General features: G+C 64.6%; 14 protein-coding genes and 4 tRNA genes. 6 read left to right on the forward strand and 12 right to left on the reverse strand.

What is annotated here, in order from left to right:
- Window positions 1–609, forward strand: a complete 609-nt coding sequence (locus tag ACIQLF_RS12880) for a DedA family protein (protein ID WP_400299194.1) — start codon at window positions 1–3, stop codon at window positions 607–609.
- A gap of 80 nt (window positions 610–689) precedes the next feature.
- On the opposite strand, the gene ACIQLF_RS12885 is transcribed toward ACIQLF_RS12880, so the two are convergent.
- The 7 genes from ACIQLF_RS12885 to ACIQLF_RS12915 form a co-directional block, all read right to left on the reverse strand.
- Window positions 690–761 (reverse strand) — tRNA-Thr (locus ACIQLF_RS12885).
- Window positions 762–914: 153 nt separating this feature from the next.
- Window positions 915–1,595, reverse strand: coding sequence for a VTT domain-containing protein (locus ACIQLF_RS12890; protein ID WP_400299196.1), 681 nt, complete (start codon window positions 1,593–1,595; stop codon window positions 915–917).
- A 752-nt stretch (window positions 1,596–2,347) separates the two neighbouring features.
- Window positions 2,348–2,421: transfer RNA gene (locus ACIQLF_RS12895), tRNA-Met, on the reverse strand.
- A 72-nt stretch (window positions 2,422–2,493) separates the two neighbouring features.
- Window positions 2,494–2,565, reverse strand: a tRNA-Thr gene (locus ACIQLF_RS12900).
- 776 nt (window positions 2,566–3,341) lie between these two features.
- On the reverse strand, window positions 3,342–5,399 hold the full coding sequence (locus ACIQLF_RS12905; RefSeq protein WP_400298887.1) for a DEAD/DEAH box helicase: 2,058 nt from the start codon (window positions 5,397–5,399) through the stop codon (window positions 3,342–3,344).
- A 320-nt stretch (window positions 5,400–5,719) separates the two neighbouring features.
- Window positions 5,720–6,400 carry an MOSC domain-containing protein gene (locus ACIQLF_RS12910; protein WP_400298889.1) on the reverse strand — a complete coding sequence of 227 codons (681 nt, stop codon included), beginning with the start codon at window positions 6,398–6,400 and terminating at the stop codon, window positions 5,720–5,722.
- A 10-nt stretch (window positions 6,401–6,410) separates the two neighbouring features.
- Complete coding sequence (locus ACIQLF_RS12915) at window positions 6,411–6,683, reverse strand: metal-sensitive transcriptional regulator (RefSeq protein ID WP_387526596.1); 273 nt, start codon at window positions 6,681–6,683, stop codon at window positions 6,411–6,413.
- A 149-nt stretch (window positions 6,684–6,832) separates the two neighbouring features.
- Between ACIQLF_RS12915 and ACIQLF_RS12920 the strand changes: the two genes are divergently transcribed.
- Both ACIQLF_RS12920 and ACIQLF_RS12925 read left to right on the forward strand, forming a co-directional pair.
- The gene (locus ACIQLF_RS12920) at window positions 6,833–8,317 is read left to right on the forward strand and encodes an alanine/glycine:cation symporter family protein (RefSeq protein WP_400298891.1); all 1,485 of its coding nucleotides are present in this window, start codon (window positions 6,833–6,835) and stop codon (window positions 8,315–8,317) included.
- Window positions 8,318–8,383: 66 nt separating this feature from the next.
- A complete protein-coding gene (locus ACIQLF_RS12925; RefSeq protein ID WP_400298894.1) occupies window positions 8,384–8,797 on the forward strand; it encodes a hypothetical protein in 414 nt (137 codons plus the stop codon).
- A 127-nt stretch (window positions 8,798–8,924) separates the two neighbouring features.
- Here the strand turns inward: ACIQLF_RS12925 and ACIQLF_RS12930 are convergent, their stop codons facing one another.
- Together ACIQLF_RS12930 and ACIQLF_RS12935 are read right to left on the reverse strand one after the other, a co-directional pair.
- On the reverse strand, window positions 8,925–10,091 hold the full coding sequence (locus ACIQLF_RS12930; protein WP_400298897.1) for a cystathionine gamma-synthase: 1,167 nt from the start codon (window positions 10,089–10,091) through the stop codon (window positions 8,925–8,927).
- A gap of 13 nt (window positions 10,092–10,104) precedes the next feature.
- Window positions 10,105–11,481 (reverse strand): cystathionine beta-synthase, encoded by a 1,377-nt coding sequence (locus tag ACIQLF_RS12935; protein ID WP_400298900.1) that lies wholly within the window; start codon window positions 11,479–11,481, stop codon window positions 10,105–10,107.
- Between the two features lie 112 nt (window positions 11,482–11,593).
- Between ACIQLF_RS12935 and ACIQLF_RS12940 the strand changes: the two genes are divergently transcribed.
- Window positions 11,594–12,586, forward strand: a complete 993-nt coding sequence (locus tag ACIQLF_RS12940; protein WP_400298903.1) for a DNA-3-methyladenine glycosylase family protein — start codon at window positions 11,594–11,596, stop codon at window positions 12,584–12,586.
- Window positions 12,587–12,593: 7 nt separating this feature from the next.
- On the opposite strand, the gene trxA is transcribed toward ACIQLF_RS12940, so the two are convergent.
- Window positions 12,594–12,965, reverse strand: coding sequence for a thioredoxin (trxA, locus tag ACIQLF_RS12945; RefSeq protein WP_400298906.1), 372 nt, complete (start codon window positions 12,963–12,965; stop codon window positions 12,594–12,596).
- A 191-nt stretch (window positions 12,966–13,156) separates the two neighbouring features.
- On the opposite strand from trxA, the gene ACIQLF_RS12950 reads away from it, so the two are divergent.
- Entirely contained in the window at window positions 13,157–13,570 is a 414-nt protein-coding gene (locus tag ACIQLF_RS12950) for a hypothetical protein (protein WP_400298909.1), read from the forward strand.
- Between the two features lie 174 nt (window positions 13,571–13,744).
- On the opposite strand, the gene ACIQLF_RS12955 is transcribed toward ACIQLF_RS12950, so the two are convergent.
- A tRNA-Tyr gene (locus ACIQLF_RS12955) sits at window positions 13,745–13,826 on the reverse strand.
- Between the two features lie 168 nt (window positions 13,827–13,994).
- Here ACIQLF_RS12955 and ACIQLF_RS12960 point away from each other — a divergent pair.
- Complete coding sequence (locus ACIQLF_RS12960; protein ID WP_400298912.1) at window positions 13,995–14,483, forward strand: YajQ family cyclic di-GMP-binding protein; 489 nt, start codon at window positions 13,995–13,997, stop codon at window positions 14,481–14,483.
- Between the two features lie 90 nt (window positions 14,484–14,573).
- Here ACIQLF_RS12960 and efeB read toward each other — a convergent pair whose 3' ends face one another.
- A complete protein-coding gene (gene efeB / locus ACIQLF_RS12965; RefSeq protein ID WP_400298915.1) occupies window positions 14,574–15,869 on the reverse strand; it encodes an iron uptake transporter deferrochelatase/peroxidase subunit in 1,296 nt (431 codons plus the stop codon).
- Between the last annotated feature and the right edge of the window lie 3 nt (window positions 15,870–15,872).

Below are 15,872 nucleotides of genomic sequence, written 5' to 3' on the forward strand. Positions count from 1 at the left end.
ATGGATGCGCTGAGCACGTTCATTCTCTCGGCTGCGGGACACCCGCTCTCCTACCTGATGATTTTCCTGTTCTGCGCGATCGACGGCTTCTTTCCCCCCGTCCCCAGCGAATCGCTGGTTGTGGCACTGGCATCCCTGATACCCAGCAGGGGCATGCCCAATCCTTGGATCCTGGGCCTCATGGCCGGGTTGGGCGCGTTCGTGGGCGATAACGTCGCCTACCTCATTGGCAGGGCTATCGGAACCGACAGGTTCGCGTGGATGCGCCGAAAGCGGCTCCAACATGCCTTTGCGTGGGCCGGCTATGAACTGCGGCTTCGACCCGTATCGCTGATTTTGGTGGCGCGCTTCGTGCCCATCGGGCGCGTTGCCGTGAATCTGGTGGCCGGCGCCACCCGCTATTCCCATCGCAATTTCCTGATCCTGACTTGTTTTTCCAGTGTCGGCTGGGCTTCGTACTCGGTATTGATCGGTGTGCTGGCGGGCCAGTGGTTCCAGGAGTACCACCTCTTGGGCATGGTGGTTGCGGTGGCCGTTGCGATGGGCCTGGGGATCGCGATCGACCGCGTTGTGGCCCGGATCAGCGGAAACACGTCGCTCCGCAAGTAAGCCGGCCGGATCAGGTTGGCCGGGCAATAAAAAACCGCGGTCCGCCTCATTTTCATGAGGCGGACCGCGGTTTTTCTCTGAGCCCCCCACCGGAATCGATCCGGTGACCTCGTTCTTACCAAGAACGCGCTCTACCACTGAGCTAGGGGGGCAACGAAGAAATACTCTACACAACAACAGCCCCGAAATGCACATCGAAAGCGGCAAAAGTGACGAAGGTCGCATTGCATGGGTGGGGTCGGGTGTCTGAGATCCCGGCATCAGGCTCCGGGTGTTGCAGGCCGCACAACACCCGTCGAGCGGGGTTAGTTTTCGCGCGCTTTTCTTCTTCCGACCTTAAGCAGTTCCATTCCAATCGGAATAACCGAAATAAGCACGATGACAACGAAGATCACGTCGATATTGTTGCCCACCCATTCATATTGCCCCAGCCAATAGCCGAGCAGTGTGACACCCACGCCCCAGAGCAACGCACCAAGCAAGTTGTAGAGGGCGAAGACCCGATAGCTCATGTGGGCGACGCCCGCGATGACCGGCACGAAGGTCCGGACGATGGGAACGAAACGGGCAAGAACCACTGCCCTGCCGCCGAAGCGCTCAAAGAATGCACGGGCCTTTTCAACGTATTCCTGGCGGAAGAACCGCGAATCCGGCCGTTTGAAAATTGCGGGTCCGGCCTTGCGCCCGATGAGGTAGCCGGTTTGGTCTCCCAAGACCGCGGCGACGAAGATGAGCATGGCGAAAACAGGAAGGCTGACATCCAGTGCACCAGTGGCAACCAAGAGGCCTGCGGTAAAGAGCATGGAATCTCCCGGCAGGAAGAAACCCACCAGCAGCCCGGTCTCGGCGAACACGATGCCGCAAACCAGCAAGATGACCCACGGTCCAAGGGCAGGGTCCCTCAGGAAGACATCGGGATTTAACCAGTCCGGAAGGAAGCTCGACGCTACCGGTCTTACCGAGACCGCGGCGAACGCCGCATGCATGTTCGTAAATGAAATCACGGCCCCACACTACGTCACCGGCCCGGGCCAAGCCCATGCGCCTTGCCAGAACGTTCAGGCCGTCAGCAAGGCCTCCCGTTGCCGCTTTCCAGGAGTCCCCCATACCGCCAGCTTTGAATCCACAACGGCCACTCGTGCGGTCCTGACGTCCACCGAAAGCGTGCCCATTGCCGGCCATAAAGGTGGTCCTCGACGCAAATGGAAAGGTTGGCGAAGCTGGGTCGGTGCTTGTTTCGGCCGAGCATGGCCACCAGCGTCGTCTTGGTGTAAAAGGCCGCAGTATTGCCGCCGAATAAATGTTCGATCGCCACCGTTCGGTTGGCGGTAATGGCCCGCTATCTGTGCCGTGGAGGTGCCAGGCCCGGATCCCCGTTGGCCTAGGACGCACGATGCGCTGAAGCGCCCGAGGTCAAAATATGGGCAAACACTGAAGGTCCCCACGCATCGAATGTGGGAGCCCCTTTCGGACACCCTGCAGGGCCGTCATCGAAACCGGCCCAGCAGTACGAATCCTGCGGCTTCCCCCAATGAAGACGCGGACAAAGTTTTGTCTGGATCACGGGGCCGAAGCGTGTTTGCAGCCCGCTACTTGGCACCCCCATGTACTTGGAGTCGTTGACCGGCCAATCGCAACGCGGGCACCCGAAAAACCTGATGACGGAATGAGGGCCGGGGGTCATGAAATTGGGCATGAAAAAATCCCCGCTTCCACAAGGAAAACGGGGATCTTTCTGTAGCGGCTCCGGGACTCGATCCCGGGACCTCACGATTATGAGTCGTGCGCTCTAACCAGCTGAGCTAAGCCGCCACGAATGGTAAAACCCGCGTCCGCGTCACAGTTCCCTTGCGGGCAGACTCAAACGCGGGCCATTCCATTCAGAGCCCCCCACCGGAATCGATCCGGTGACCTCGTTCTTACCAAGAACGCGCTCTACCACTGAGCTAGGGGGGCAACGAGTAAGAACTCTACCAGCATTTTTCGGCACTGTGAAATCGAGATGCACTTTTGTGGCCGACGACACAAAATCTGCCAAATTAGGCACGTCAGACGTCCAATCACGACGATACTCAGTGACGTGGATCATGGAAGCAACCTCGCTGGCAAGGGTTCGCGGAGTCGTCGTGCCCTGACCGGAATTTTCGGCGCCAACGAATGCCGCCCCGGGATGCCTGGCGGCAAGGACTCTCCCGACGCGGACCGCCCCGATCAGCGCCACGGGGCCAGCGGAGGCTTTCTCCACGCTGGGAATCACCATATAGGGCCGGCGCGACATTGCCGCCCGCCAGGCTCCGCAGCTCCTTGACGACAGGCTCGGGGACTCAGCCCGCGTGGCCCACCCACGCAACCACCCTTGCAAGCGACACAAAGCCCTCCCTAGGGCTCCGCGCATGCATTTACCCAGCCAAGGCGCCCCCTATGCCGCCCATGAGAGTTCGTGGTCGAGGAGGTGCCCTTCGGGGCCTCGATCGAACGCCTGGTCGACGGGCGGAGGGCGGTGTATGCAGCCCGGGAGCATTTCTGCCGAGTCGCCCGGGGACGGGCGGGATTCGAGCCGGGCGCAGAGGCCCCTGCTGAAACGCAAGGGCGCGTCCGAGCCCAAGGCATGCTCGATGGCTGGAGCTTGGAGGCTGGTGTGCCTGGGCCTACGGGCAAAACAAAACCCCCGGCGGGGTGCCCACCCCTTTCGGGAAGGACACCACCACCGGGGGCGTTTGCCTATTTAGTGCTTAGTAGTCGCGACGACGCGGGGCGCTGGTGCCACCTGCGGTGCGCGGCTTGCGCGAGCCGCCGAAGCGGTTCTCGCCGGCGCCGGCGCCGGCGCCGGCGCCGCCGCGGTATCCGCCGCCGCCACCCTGGCCACCACGGTCGTTGCGGTCGCGGTCGTAACTGCCACGGCCGCCTTCGGAGGAGCCGCCTTCGCTGCGACGGTCGCTGCCGCCGCGGTAACCGCCGCCGCCGCCCTGGCCGCCGCGGTAACCGCCGCCGCCGCCCTGGCCGCCACGGTAACCGCCGCCGCCGCCCTGGCCGCCACGGTAACCGCCGCCGCCGCCTTCACGGCCGCCTTCACGATCGCTGCGCGGGCTACGGCCGTTGTCCAGCTCGAGGTGGATCAGTTCGCCACCGATGCGGGTGCGGGACAGCGACTGCAGCTGCTCCGAGGAGAGGTCTGCCGGCAGTTCCACCAGGGTGTGGTCGGCACGGATGTCGATGCCACCGATCTGTGCGGAGGTCAGGCCGCCTTCGTTGGCAAGTGCGCCAACGATGGAGCCCGGCATGACGCGCTGGCGACGGCCTACCGCGAGGCGGTAGGTGGCGTTGCCTTCGGTCAGGGCGCGGGACGGGCCGCGGGAGCCGAAGCCGTCCTTGCCGCCACCTGCCAGGCGAGCCTGCTTGGCTGGGGCTGCAGGCATTTCCTGCATGAGCAGCGGGCGGCCGCCCTGTGCCATGTGTGCGAGGGCCGCGGCGATCTCGACTTCGGTGACGTCCTCGTGCTCGGCGGAGTACTTCTCCACCAGGTTGCGGAAGACCGTCAGGTCCTGCGAGGAGATGGTCTCACCGATCTGGTCGGCGAACTTGGCCAGGCGCTTGTCGTTGACGGCGTCGACGCTCGGCAGGTGCATGTGCTCAACCGTCTGGCGGGTGGCCTTTTCGATGGCACGCAGCAAGTACTTTTCGCGCGGGGTCATGAAGAGGATCGCGTCGCCCGAGCGGCCGGCACGGCCGGTGCGTCCGATGCGGTGGACGTAGGACTCGGTGTCGTGCGGGATGTCGAAGTTGATCACGTGGGACACGCGCTCAACGTCAAGGCCGCGGGCCGCGACGTCGGTGGCAACCAGGATGTCGATCTTGCCATCGCGAAGGTTCTCGATGGTGCGCTCGCGCTGCTGCTGCGGAATGTCTCCGTTGATGGCTGCAGCGGTGAAGCCGCGGGACTTGAGCTTGTCGGCCAGGTCCTCGGTTGCCATCTTGGTGCGCACGAAGGCGATAACGCCTTCGGACTTCTCCGACTCGAGGATGCGGGTCATGGCGTCGAGCTTGTGGGCTCCCATGACCTGCACGTAGCGCTGGCGGATGTTGCTGCCGGTGCTGCTCTGCGACTTGACGGAGACTTCCTGCGGGTTGCGCAGGTACTGCTTGGAGATGCGGCGGATCGAGGAAGGCATGGTGGCCGAGAACAGCACAACCTGCTTCTCTTCCGGGGTCGCTTCGAGGATCTTGTCGACCTCTTCGGCGAAGCCCATGCGCAGCATTTCGTCGGCCTCATCCAGGACCACGTACTGCAGGTCCGAAAGGTCCAGGGAACCCTTGTTGATGTGGTCGATGACGCGGCCGGGGGTACCGACGACTACCTGTGCGCCACGGCGAAGGCCGTTGAGCTGCGGGCCGTAGGCGGATCCGCCGTACACGGGAAGGACTGTGAAGTCGCCCATGTGCTTGGCGTAGGAGGTGAATGCTTCGGCGACCTGGAGCGCAAGCTCACGGGTCGGGGCAAGAACCAGGACCTGGGTCTTGCGTGCGGTGCCGTTCAAGTCGGCCAGTTCAGCCATCTTGGACAGGGCCGGAAGGGCGAACGCGGCGGTCTTGCCGGTGCCGGTCTGGGCTACGCCGACAACGTCGCGGCCCTCGAGGAGCAGCGGGATGGTTGCTGCCTGGATCGGGGATGGCTTCTCGTAGCCAAGGTCGGAAACTGCGGCGAGAACGCGGCCGTCCAGGCCAAGATCAGAGAAGAGAACTTCGTTTTCTTCAGCCTTGGTTTCGGCGTTGGCGTTCTGGTTTTCGGGCATGTCAGTAGACAAGGAAAATTACCTCATTCATAGGGGCGGATAAACCCCGTTTCAACGAGGCTCCACAGCACAATCGGACTCAATCACTTTGGTCCGGCGACTCCCCTATGAAAGAAACATCCCGCGCAATTTGGCGGGCTCACACACGACGAGCTCCTGCCTCAAATATTGGGCAGAATGCGAGGGAAGCCGGATACAGCGAACACCTAAGCTTATCGCCCCCGGCCCGAAAGCGGGTTCTTTTTGCCCGGTGAGCTTGCGCACACACCCGCGCCCGCGTGGTCCTTTTGGCCGCTCGACCCCGCGCGACTTGGGCGGATCTAGTCCGTGAAGCCGAGCTGCCGCAGCTTCTTGAGGATCTTTTCCGGAAGCGGGACACCGGTTGCCGCCTGATCCTCGAGCATGGCCCGGGCCTGCACCGGGGTGGGCCCCATGAAGACGTCCCGCACGCTGACCCCGTGCGCGGGTCGGGAAACCACCACAATGGCGTCGCCTGCACGGACTTTGCCGACCCGGACGACCCGGAGGTAACAGCCCACGTCGCCGCGTTCGGTGAAACGGGAGACCCAGTCGTCCTCCCCCATGTGCCTGGCGAAGGTCGAACACGGCGTGCGCGGCAGCGTGACCTCCACGACAACGTCCCCACCGATCCGCCAGCGCTCACCAACGATTGCATCCGAGGTTTCGACGCCGGCAACCCGGAGGTTCTCCCCGAAGAAGCCGCCCGGGATCTCGCGGTCCAGCTCACCGGCCCAGCGCTGGGCCTCGGCGCTCGAATAGGCGTAGATCGCCTGGTCGTGACCGCCGTGGTGCACGCGGTCGGCCTGCACATCGGCATAGAGCCCGACCTTGGTGACTTTGACGGGCCCGGCGACCGCGCGCTTGTCGATCGCGGTGACACCGATGCCGCGGTCGGGCTTCAGCGCATGCACCACGCAGACCTGCTCCAGGGTCCCGGGCCCCTGCTGGTTCAGTGTTTCGGAGTTGACCTGTGCACTCATGGTTCGCAGTCTATGCCAAGGAGAGGAAAAGCTTCTCAAGTTTCTGGCGATCCACGGCACCGGCACCCTCTTCGTTCGCCTCCGCCTGCATGCATGACTGCAGCCCGCTGGCGATGATGCTGAATCCTGCACGGTCCAGGGCCTTTGACGCCGCAGACAGCTGGGTGATCACGTCTGCGCACTCCTGGCCATCCTCGATCATGCGGATGACGGCGCCGAGCTGCCCTTGCGCACGCTTGAGCCTGTTGAGTACCGGTTTGAGTTCTGCTGGGTCCAGTTCCATGCCTCGAGAATATGCCCCCGGGGGTAATTTCGGCCAACCGGGCCGCTTGCCGGCCGGTCATCGTTGTTCACACGGCCGCAGGGTGCGGGACCGCGGCAGCCGCGGCTCCGTCCTCTCATTGCCAAACGATTTCCGGTATCCTCCCGAACATGAACTTGCTAGATAACGACGCTTTTGCCGGATGGCTGGCAGACCAAGGCGACCTCCTCTGGACCTACGCCGTGCTGCCGATTGTGGCCATCGTGGGCATCTACTTCACGGTGCGCACCGGGGCCGTGCAGTTCCGGATGATTCCCGCCATGTTCAAGACCCTGACGGACAAGGCGCTGCTGAACGAGGACGGCGAGAAGAAGTCGATCTCCGCGTTCCAGGCGTTCACCATCTCCGCGGCCTCCCGCGTCGGTGTGGGAAACATTGCAGGCGTTGCGACCGCGATCGCCATCGGCGGGCCCGGCGCGGTGTTCTGGATGTGGACCATGGCGTTCATCGGCGGCGCCTCGAGCTTCGTCGAATCCACCTTGGGCCAGCTGTACAAGGTCCGCGCCAAGGACGGGTACCGCGGCGGGCCCGCCTACTACATGCAGAAAGGCCTGAACGCCCGCTGGATGGGCGTCGCCTTCTCGGTCATCCTGATCATCTGCTTCCCGTTCGCCTTCAGCTCCCTGCAGGCAAACACCATCGGTGCCACCGTGGCCGGCGCGTTCGGCACCCCGGGCGAGGCGAACACGGGCCTGCTGTTGACCGTCGGCATCGTGCTGGCGCTGCTGACCGGCGCCGTGGTCTTCGGCGGCGTGCGCCGCATCGCCAAGGTCACCGAGTCGCTGGTTCCCTCGATGGCCGTTCTGTACCTGTTCCTGGGGCTGGCCGTCGTCTTCACCAACCTCGAGCATGTGCCGGCGGTTTTCGGGTCGATCTACTCCGAGGCGTTCAACTTCAATTCGGTCATCGGCGGCGGCCTGGGCACCGTCATCATGGTCGGCGTCAAGCGCGGCATGTTCTCCAACGAGGCCGGCCTGGGCTCGGCGCCGAACGCCGGCGCCACCGCGGCCGTCACCCACCCGGTCAAGCAGGGTCTGGTCCAAACCCTCGGCGTCTACTTCGACACGTTCCTCATCTGCTCGATCACGGCCTTCATCATCCTGGTGTCGATCGAGAACCCGGTGGGCGCGGGCAAGGGCATCGCACTGACCCAGCAGGCGCTGACGCAATCGCTAGGCTCCTGGACGGCCGTGCTGCTGACCATCATCATCTTCCTGCTGGCGTTCTCCTCGATCATCGGCAACTACTACTACGGCGAATCGAACATCAGTTTCATCACCGACAAGCCTCAGGTCATGGCGGCCTACCGCGTGCTGGTCACGCTCGGGGTGCTCGGCGGCACCATGGCCACCGCCGACGTGGTCTGGAACCTCGCGGACATGGTCATGGGGATCATGGCGCTGATCAACCTGATCGCGATCGCGCTGCTCTCACCCGTGGCGTTCAAGATGCTCAAGAACTACTCGGAGCAGCGCAGGCAGGGTCTGAACCCCACGTTCGTGCACACCCAGCTGCCCGAGCTGAGGAACATCGAATGCTGGAACGAGGACGACGTGCTCGACCACCGGGCGGTTCCGGTCAAGGTGGCCGAGTAGGCCGTGGGTTCGGACAACCAGACCCCACCGAAATCCCCTCGGCGGACGGTGCCGCACTCTCTGGCGGTGGCCCGCTGGTGGTGGGTCGCCACCGCGCTTGCTGCGCTGGGATTCGCCGCAAGCTTCTTCTACAACTCCACCCAGCGTCCGGCCGCCGAGGCGCCCGGGCTGTGGTCCGCGGGCATCGCGCTGGTCGGCTTCGGTCTGCTCGTCGGCTTTGCCGTCGTCCAGCTCTGGCGCGGCAAGCTGGCGGGACGGCTGTCGCTGACCTGGTGCGGGTTGATCATCGGGCTGCCGCTGTTGACCCGCGGGTTCCGGCTTGGCCTCTTTGCCGCGCTGGTGCTCATCGGCGTAGCCCTGTTGTGGACCCCGGGCAGCACCAGGTTCTTCGCCCCGCAGTCCAGGGCCGCGCGCGACCTGCGCAAGGCCGAACGTGCGGAACTCCGGCAACAGGGCGCGGCAAAGCAGCCACCGAAGTAACCGGCCGACGGACGGCACCCCATACCGACGGACGACGATCCGGAACCAAAAATGGCCGGGGCCCGCGCGGAATTTTCCGCGCGGGCCCCGGCCATTCGTGTCGGGAACTGGTGTCCAGGAACCGGTCTCAGAGCCTGGCGAACGCCTGTTCCAGGTCGGCGATGAGGTCCTCGACGTCCTCGATGCCCACCGAGAGGCGCAGCAGGTTCACCGGTACGGCCAGCTCGGTGCCCTTCACCGAGGCGTGGGTCATTTCCGAGGGGTAGTTCATCAGCGATTCGATGCCGCCCAGGGACTCTGCCAGGGTGAAGATGCGTGTGGCCTCGGCCACCGTGCGGGCAGCGGCCTCGCCGCCGGTGAACTGCACGGAGACCATGCCGCCGAAGCCGCTCATCTGCTTCTTGGCCAGCTCGTGGCCCGGGTGCTCCGCCAGGCCGGGGTAGTGCACGGCCTCGACTTCGGGGCGCCCGGCCAGCCAGGTGGCCACGGCCATCGCGTTTTCCGAGTGGGTGCGCATGCGCACGCCCAGGGTCTTCAGCCCTCGGGTGGTCAGGAACGCGTCCATCGGGCCGGAGACGGCGCCGACGGCGAACTGGATGAAGCCGATCTTCTCCGCCAGCTCGGCGTCCTTGACGACCACGGCGCCGCCGACCACGTCCGAGTGCCCGCCGATGTACTTGGTGGTCGAGTGCACCACCACGTCCGCGCCCAGGGCCAGCGGCTGCTGCAGGTACGGGGAGGCGAAGGTGTTGTCGACGACCAGCAGGGCGCCGGCGTCGTGGGTGATCTTCGCGATGGCTTCGATGTCTGAGATGCGCATCATAGGGTTCGACGGGGTCTCGACCCAGACCAGCTTGGTGTTGTTCGCGGCGATGGCCTCGGCGAGCGCCGCGTGGTCTGCCATGTTCACCGGGGTGTTCCCGATCCCCCAGCCGCCAAGCACCCGGGAGATCAGCCGGTAGGTTCCCCCGTAGGCGTCGTTGCCCAGCACGATGTGGTCCCCCGGCACGGTCAGCGCGCGGATCAGCGAGTCCTCAGCGGCGAGGCCCGAGGAGAAGGAGAACGCGTGGGTCCCCCCCTCCAGCGCGGCGAGCTGTTCCTGCAGGGCGTCGCGGGTGGGGTTTCCGCCGCGGCCGTATTCGTAGCCTGCGCGCAGGTTGCCGATGCCGTCCTGGGCGTAGGTGGAAGAGAAGTGCAGCGGTGGCACGACGGCCCCGGTGCGCGGTTCGAAGGCCTGTCCTGCGTGGACGGCGCGGGTGTTGAAGCCCTGGTTGGCGTGGGTGTTTTCGCTCATGGTGTGTGGGTCCTTAGTGGGTGAGGTAGGTCAGCAGGTCGTGGCGGGTGATGACCCCGACGGCCTCGCCGTCGTGGGTGACCAGCAATGCGTCGTGGTCGGCCAGCAGTTTGCGGGCGTTGTCGATGGATTCGTGCACGCCGATCATGGTCAGCGGTATGGTCGCCAGCGGACCCACCGGGTCGGTGAGGGAGATTTCGTTGCGGAAGAGCTTCTCGGTGAGCGTGCGCTCGTCGATGTAGCCGCGCACCTCCCCCACCCGCACGGGCGGCTCGGCGCTGAGCACCGGAACGGCGGAGACCCCGTACTCGTTCATGATGCCGATCGTGTCGCGCACCGATTCGTTCGGGTGCACGTGCACCAGGTCCGGAAGGCTGCTGTCCTTGGACCCCAGCAGCTTGGCCACGGTGTCTTGCCCGTCGGTGGACAGGAACCCGTAGGAGCGCATCCAGGCGTCGTTGAAGATCTTGCCCAGGTAGCCGCGCCCGCCATCCGGGGCGATGACAACCACCACGGCGTCGGAGGGCAGGCCACGGGCCAGACGCAGGGCCGCGGCCACCGCCATGCCCGAGGAGCCTCCGACCAGCAGTCCCTCTTCCTTGGCCAGGCGGCGGGTCATCTCGAACGCCTCGGCGTCCCCCACTGGCAGCACCTCGTCAGGCACCGATTTGTCGTAGTTGGCCGGCCACATGTCCTCCCCCACGCCCTCGACGAAGTAGGGGCGTCCGGTGCCGCCGGAGTACACCGAGCCGTCGGGATCCACCCCGATGACCCGGACAGGGCCCGATGCGCGGTCCGCGGAGATTTCCTTGAGGTACCGGCCGGTGCCGGTGATGGTTCCGCCGGTGCCGGCGCCGATGACCACGTGGGTGACGGTGCCATCGGTGTCGGCCCAGATTTCCGGGCCCGTGGATTCGTAGTGGCTTTCGGGAGCCGCGGGGTTCGAGAACTGGTCGGGCTTGTAGGCCCCCGGGATTTCGCGCACCAGGCGGTCGGAGACGCCGTAGTAGGACTCGGGCGACTCGGGTGCCACCGCGGTGGGGGTGACGACGACGTCCGCCCCGTAGGCGCGCAGCACGTCGCGCTTTTCCTCGCCGACCTTGTCCGGGGTGACAAAGATGGTCTTGTATCCCTTGAGCTGGCCCACCATGGCCAGTCCTACCCCTGTGTTTCCACTGGTTGGTTCGACGATGGTGCCTCCGGGCTGCAGTTCCCCGCTGGCTTCGGCTTTCTCAACCATCTTCAGGGCGATGCGGTCCTTGATGGACCCTCCCGGGTTCAGGTATTCGAGCTTGAGCAGAACCTTTGCCTGGATTCCGGCGGTGACTGAGTTGAGCTGAACCAGTGGCGTGTTGCCGATCAGGTCAAGGACTGTGCGCGCGTACTTCATGGCGCACACTCTACCGGCGCCGTGTAACAATTTCGCGGTGGCTCGTAGTGATTCTTCATGAGCGGCCGGGGGCACGTAACACCCGGTATGGGCCCGGTGGGAGGATTGTTCCATGGCCCTCGATGTTGCACACCAGCTTCCCCCCAGTGATGCGCATGCCCTCTGGGATCCGCAGGGGCCCTACTCGCTGCGGTCGACGCTTTCCATCCTGCAGCGCGGCCCGCAGGATCCCACCACCAGGGTGGGCGCGTCCCGGGCATGGCTGTGTTTCCACACCGCCGAGGGCCCGGTCACCCTGCTCATCTCCCGCACGGAGGCGCTGCACTCGGAGGTGATGCTGCGGGCATGGGGTCCGGGAGCGCAGACTGCCGTGGTCCAGGGCCTGCGGCTGGTCGGCGCGCACGACGACTGGAGCGACTTTGACGCGCCGGGCTTCAGGGAAAACGTTCCGCAGATTGTCGCGCAAACCCGCAAGATGAACGCCGGTCTGCGCTTCCCCGCCACGGGGCGCATCTTCGACGCGCTGTTCCCCGCGATTCTTGAGCAAAAAGTGACGGTCATCGAGGCCCACTATGCGTGGAAGTACCTGGCGCTCGCGGTGGGCGAGGTTCCTCCGGCCCCGGCGCCGGCCGGCATGCGCCTGCCGCCCACGCCCGCCGCGGTCCGTTCGCTGCAGCCGTGGCAGTGGCACCAGGCGCGCGTTGACGCCAAGCGGTCGGCCACTGCCGTGCGGGCCGCCGCCCTGGCTCCGAGCCTGGAGCGCTGGGGCTCACTGGCGTTGGGAGGCAGTCGCGAGGGTGTCTTGGGGGCCGGGACCATCGACGCGGCGCTGGGCTCGATTCCCGGCGTGGGTCCCTGGAGCATCGCCGAGGTGCTGCAGCGCACCCACGGGGCGCCGGACCACGTTTCCGTCGGCGACTACCACTTGGCGGCTTTCGTCGGACAGGTGCTGACCGGGCGCAGGGTCGATGATGAGGGCATGCTCCGGCTGCTGGCCCCCTATGCGGGGCACCGGCAGCGCGTGGTCAGGCTCTTGGGCGCCTCGGGGGTACGCAAGCAGGCCTTCGGTCCCCGGTTGGCGCCGATGGACCACCGGCGCCGCTGAAGCGCAGCTACTGTGCTTGCGCTTCCTGCTCGGCGATCTGTGCGTGCACCTGTTCCATGTCGATGCCCTTGACCGCAACAACCAGGTCATCGAGCTGGGAGGCGTTCAGCGCACCGGGCTGCGAGAAAACGAGTACCTTGTCGCGGAAGGCCATCAGGGTGGGGATGGACGTGATGTTTGCGGCACGTGCCAGTCCCTGCTCGGCCTCGGTGTCGACCTTGGCGAATTTTACGTCCGGGTACTTTGCCGAAACCTGCTCGTAGACAGGGGCGAACTGGCGGCAAGGTCCACACCACTCGGCCCAGAAATCGACGAAGACGACGTCGTTTTCTTCCAGTGCCGTGGTGAACTCAGCTTCGGTGATATTGATGGTAGCCATACCTCCACGGTACCGCGTACAGCCGTTCATGCCCCAGTTATCCCCAAATTGTGGTTTTGGGCACCACACTGCCCCACGACCCCTTCGGGCACCCAACAGGGCCCATCCACAACCCCGCGCCCCCCGCACCGCTCCCCGTACCGTGCTTCTATCCTCAAGGGGAACCCACTGGGAAACGAAAGGAACGGGCCATGACACGTTGCACCTTGTTGCTGATCACGACCGGTGAATCCGGTCGCCGGGCACTCTCCGAAGGAATGCTGCTTGCCGAACGCTACGTCGACGGGCTGCCCGTGGACCTGGCCATCACCAATTCAATGCCGTTTGCCATCGCGCCGGCGGCCAGGATCCAGGAACGGGTCTCTTATCCCTCCCCGCTGAACGATCCCAGCGCCGCGGCAACGGCAGTGGGGCCCCTTCAGGCCATCTGGAATGGAAACAAGTGGTTGACGCCCGGGTCCTGCCCTCCGAAGCCGATGTCCGACAACGGGGCGACCGAGTGGCAGTGGGCGCATTACAACGCGGTGCTGCAGGCTCCGGGTGATTCCATGATGCTGCTCTGGGACGTATTTGTCGTTCCCATGGGCGAGCGCATGGCGGCCTAGCTCCCGGCGGGATCCACAGCGGGCCCAGAAAGTTGGGCGAATCATATTGCGCGCCGGGCGCCGGGCGATGGCAGCCATCGCGGTTTCGAGGCAACGGCCGCGGCATTCGGGACCGGTTTTGGCATGAAAAAGCTCGAGCCCAAATCTTTCGATTTGGGCTCGAGCTTCATTCGGTGGCAGATACTGGATTCGAACCAGTGAAGGCGTTGCCAGCTGATTTACAGTCAGCCCCCTTTGGCCGCTCGGGTAATCTGCCGAATTTGTTCCCTGCGGAACGAGTAGAAACTCTACATGACTTTTTCTGAAAGATAAAATCGAATGGCACGTGAGCTGCCCCACACTCCAATTATCGGCCCCTTTTGGCCATTTGCGGCACCCCGGTAGTCTTGTATTCAAAGCCCACTCTCTACTCAAGGAGGCTCCCATGGCGAGCGATTCAACCTTTGATGTTGTCAGCAAAGTCGACAGCCAAGAAGTGTCCAACGCACTGAACCAGGCACAGAAGGAAATCGTGCAGCGATACGACTTCAAGGGCGTCGGCGCAGAGGTCGACTTCAGCGGCGAGAAGATCCTCATGAAGGCAAACTCCGAGGAACGCGTCAAGGCCGTTCTCGACGTACTGCAGTCCAAGCTGGTCAAGCGCAACATTTCCCTGAAGTCCCTGGACGCCGGCGAACCTTACCCCTCGGGCAAGGAATACCGCATCGAGGCAAGCATCGTTGAGGGCATTGCCCAGGATGTTGCGAAGAAGATCAACAAGCTCATCCGCGACGAGGCACCCAAGGGCGTGAAGTCCACCATCCAGGGTGATGAACTGCGCGTTTCCTCGAAGTCCCGCGATGACCTGCAGGCCACTATGGCCCTGCTGCGGACCTTCGAAGATGCGGATCTTCAGTTTGTGAACTTCCGCTAATCCGCCTTTGATAACAACGATGGGCCCGCCACCTCGGATTTCGAGGTGGCGGGCCCATCGTCATTCCACGCATTGGTCAGGGTGCGGAGATCAGGATTCGAACAGGGTTTGGCCCAGGTATTCGCCCGGGCGGACTCCCGGAGGAACGGCAAAGAGGCCCGATCCGGTGTGCCGCAAGTACTCGAGGGAAAGAACATCGTGCCTGGCCATTGCCGACTGCATGGGGACGTAGTGCGTCCTCGCATCCACGACGAACGCGATGAAGAACAACCCTGCGTCCAACTTGCCCAGCCCATCCGAGCCATCGGTGTAGTTGAAGCCGCGGCGCAGCATTTGCACCCCGTTGTTGTGGCTCGGGTGCGCGACCGAAACGTGCGAGTCCACGGCAATCAGCGGCCCCTCGCGGCCCTGCATGCCAAAGTCGGGCTCGGTGAATTCCCCACCGCCCGAGAGCGGCGCGCCTTCCTTCTTGGTACGGCCGATGAGGCCCTCCTGCTCACGCATTGACGTGCGGTCCCAGATTTCGATGTGCATGCGGATTCGACGCGCAACCATGTAGGTTCCGCCATTCATCCACGCTTCCGGCCCGCTGGCATCACGGACCCACACATGCTGGTTGAGGAGATCGGCGTTTTCCTGCTTGAGGTTTGCCGTGCCGTCCTTGAAACCAAAGAGGTTCCGGGGCGTCGTCTGGGCGGTGGAGGTCGAGGAGGTACGTCCGAAGCCGATCTGGGACCACCGCACGCGTGCCCGGCCAAAGGCGATCCTTGCCAGGTTGCGCACGGCATGCACGGCGACCTGCGGATCGTCGGCGCAGGCCTGGACAATCAGGTCGCCTCCGCTGCGTTCTTCTTCCAGGGCGTCGCCGACGAAGTGAGGCAGGTCGATCAGGGCCGCGGGCAGCTTCCCTGCCAAGCCGTATCGGTCCTTGCCGTCTTTCTCGAACAAGGTCCTGCCAAATCCGATCGTCACGGTCAGGTGGCTGGCCTCGAGGTCCATGGCCTCGCCGGTATCGTCCGGCGGGGCATCGTAGCTTCCCCGGGTGGCACCCTCACCGATCTCGCGTCCCTGCGTCAGCGCAGCGATCGCCTCGGTCCAGTCCTTGAGCAACGAAATCAGCGACTCGCGAGTGCTCGCCGTGACGTCGAACGCGGCGATGTGCATGCGGTCCTGCGCCTCGGTCACGATGCCTGCCTGGTGTTCCCCGTAGAAGTCGACGATCTTGTCGAGGGGTTTGGGAACCGTGGCCGCATTGACGGCGCTGACGCCCAGAGCGCCAACGGCCAAACCGATTCCGCCGGCACCCGCGGCGCCAAAGAGACCGCGCCTGCTGATTCCCCGCGTTTTCTGCTTATCGCCGTTGGCGGTGTCCTTGCGCTCGTCCAACGG

Source organism: Paeniglutamicibacter sp. NPDC091659 (assembly GCF_044756805.1).
Classification (GTDB): Bacteria; Actinomycetota; Actinomycetes; order Actinomycetales; family Micrococcaceae; genus Paeniglutamicibacter.

Bases quoted from the DNA above. Each gene is read 5' to 3' on its own strand.
- ACIQLF_RS12880 (WP_400299194.1), top strand. From the start codon at position 1: ATGGATGCGCTGAGCACGTTCATTCTCTCGGCTGCGGGACACCCGCTC.
- ACIQLF_RS12890 (WP_400299196.1), bottom strand. From the start codon at position 1,595: ATGCATGCGGCGTTCGCCGCGGTCTCGGTAAGACCGGTAGCGTCGAGC.
- ACIQLF_RS12905 (WP_400298887.1), bottom strand. From the start codon at position 5,399: ATGCCCGAAAACCAGAACGCCAACGCCGAAACCAAGGCTGAAGAAAAC.
- ACIQLF_RS12910 (WP_400298889.1), bottom strand. From the start codon at position 6,400: ATGAGTGCACAGGTCAACTCCGAAACACTGAACCAGCAGGGGCCCGGG.
- ACIQLF_RS12915 (WP_387526596.1), bottom strand. From the start codon at position 6,683: ATGGAACTGGACCCAGCAGAACTCAAACCGGTACTCAACAGGCTCAAG.
- ACIQLF_RS12920 (WP_400298891.1), top strand. From the start codon at position 6,833: ATGAACTTGCTAGATAACGACGCTTTTGCCGGATGGCTGGCAGACCAA.
- ACIQLF_RS12930 (WP_400298897.1), bottom strand. From the start codon at position 10,091: ATGAGCGAAAACACCCACGCCAACCAGGGCTTCAACACCCGCGCCGTC.
- ACIQLF_RS12935 (WP_400298900.1), bottom strand. From the start codon at position 11,481: ATGAAGTACGCGCGCACAGTCCTTGACCTGATCGGCAACACGCCACTG.
- ACIQLF_RS12940 (WP_400298903.1), top strand. From the start codon at position 11,594: ATGGCCCTCGATGTTGCACACCAGCTTCCCCCCAGTGATGCGCATGCC.
- trxA (WP_400298906.1), bottom strand. From the start codon at position 12,965: ATGGCTACCATCAATATCACCGAAGCTGAGTTCACCACGGCACTGGAA.
- ACIQLF_RS12950 (WP_400298909.1), top strand. From the start codon at position 13,157: ATGACACGTTGCACCTTGTTGCTGATCACGACCGGTGAATCCGGTCGC.
- ACIQLF_RS12960 (WP_400298912.1), top strand. From the start codon at position 13,995: ATGGCGAGCGATTCAACCTTTGATGTTGTCAGCAAAGTCGACAGCCAA.